At 29.7% G+C, this 1,703-nt stretch carries 2 protein-coding genes and 1 pseudogene; 1 reads left to right on the top strand and 2 read right to left on the bottom strand.

Annotated features, from left to right (window positions below):
• Both AB0N16_RS41720 and mobC read right to left on the bottom strand, forming a co-directional pair.
• Nucleotides 1-824: relaxase/mobilization nuclease domain-containing protein (locus tag AB0N16_RS41720; protein WP_365806027.1), on the bottom strand; the 824-nt coding region annotated here is incomplete at its 3' end.
• A gap of 2 nt (nt 825-826) precedes the next feature.
• On the bottom strand, nt 827-1,312 hold the full coding sequence (gene mobC / locus AB0N16_RS41715) for a plasmid mobilization relaxosome protein MobC (protein WP_365806026.1): 486 nt from the start codon (nt 1,310-1,312) through the stop codon (nt 827-829).
• A 222-nt stretch (nt 1,313-1,534) separates the two neighbouring features.
• Between mobC and AB0N16_RS41710 the strand changes: the two are divergent.
• Nucleotides 1,535-1,669 (top strand): annotated as a pseudogene (locus tag AB0N16_RS41710) (IS3 family transposase); the annotation flags it as partial.
• Nucleotides 1,670-1,703 lie beyond the last annotated feature (34 nt).

Raw genomic sequence — 1,703 nt, 5'->3', positions numbered from 1 at the left:
CAAAGTTTCACGACTTCCTCAACTGAATAACCAATGGTATTTTTTTCTATCCGTTCTTTGAGATTTTCTTTTAAAAATTTATCATTTTTTAAACTTCTATCTCTAATTTTTTTGGTTTGTTCGCTTCCCTCTAAAAGATAAGTGGTATATTTTTTAGTATCGTCCACTTTTAAATTTAAGGCACTTGCTTTTTCTTTAAAATCTTCCCACGTATGAGAATGGTTCATCAAAAATTCAAGTTTGTTTTTAATCTCTTTCCGGTAAGAAATTTGAGCAAGATAGACCAAATAATTTTTGTGAGAATTCCCTAGTTTTTGTTCAGGACGGACAATAATTTTACAACCATATTCTTTAGAAATTCTATCAGAAATTTCTTTCAATCGTTCTAAATCATTTTTGTTTTGTTGAAATTTATTTAAAGTTAAAGGGTCAGTTGCATTAAGCACAATATGATTATGGAGGTGTGGCTTATCGGTATGAGTAGCAATAATAAATTCCGCAGAATTTCCGAGATATTCTTTCATGGTTTTTAAACCAATTTCATGAACTTGTTCAGGGGTTAAATGGTCATCAGGAGAAAAAGATTGGACAAAATGATAACCGAACCTTTCATTTTTTTGTGGCTTGTTTTTTAAAGCGATAGCCATTGTTCGTGTCGCTAACATTTCATCACAGGTTGAATGAATATCTAAAATATTTTGACCGGAAACATATTCAAAGTCATTTGTTTTTTCGGGGTTCATCACATAATCAATGAGTTGGTTTAAATCTTTTGAAGAATGAACTGTTCCGTTCGATTGTTTTGGCATATAACTCACTGTCATTTTTACTCCCTCTCCGAAATAAAATGAACAACTTTTTGAATTTTATTTTCCAAATTTTCTAATTGATTTTGATAATCAGACATCAATTCTTTTGTCTGATTATTTTTATTTTCGTTTAAATGTTTAGCAATTTGATTGATATTATTTCCGATACGTTTTAGTTCAGATTTTGTCGCAGAAATTTCAGAAATAATATTTTTATATTCTGAAAAATCAATAGAAAAAATCTCTTTATTGCAACAGGCTCGTCTAGCAAAAATAGAAAAATTAGTGATACCAGTTTCTCTCATCATCAATTTAATTCTTTCGTTCTCTTTTTCATTTACACGAAATTTTTTCTGTATACTTCTCTCACGATTTTCAATTATTTTCATCTTGTCAACCTCACAAATATCTGTCAACTCTAAAAGCTCAAAATAGGGGGTTAGTGTCTTTAGTGAACTTCGCACTTGGGTACCCAAGTACAGTAAAAAGTATTCATCTTTCACTCACAAAATCTAAAATTTCCAATTTTATTTTTGTTCGTTTCAGACGAATCTTTTTATTTTTGGTGGTGTCCCCCAATCCCCCTTTTTGAAAAAAATTAGAGCTTAATTTCAAATTCTTTTAAGACATCTTCGTATAAATCTTTGACTTCAAAACACAAATTTTTAACTTCATCTTCGGTCAAAGTTTGAACATATTTTTTTGCGTTAATGTAATTATGAACTTATCACTCCATTCAAGAAGTTCAACTCTCTTGCTTTGAATACATCGAACAATTTTATAACAATTATAATCCTCATTCCGCCAACAAGGGTTTAACTCCAAATCAGAAAGAAGAAAATTATTTTAAGAAAATATAGCTCATTTTGTGTCTAAATATTTGACATTGGTCCA

Origin of the sequence: Streptomyces sp. NPDC051105, assembly GCF_040682795.1 — a bacterium.
Classification (GTDB): domain Bacteria; phylum Actinomycetota; class Actinomycetes; order Streptomycetales; family Streptomycetaceae; genus Streptomyces.
The sequence above is the reverse complement of the archived record's forward strand: the minus strand, read 5'-3'. Positions and strand labels throughout refer to the sequence as shown.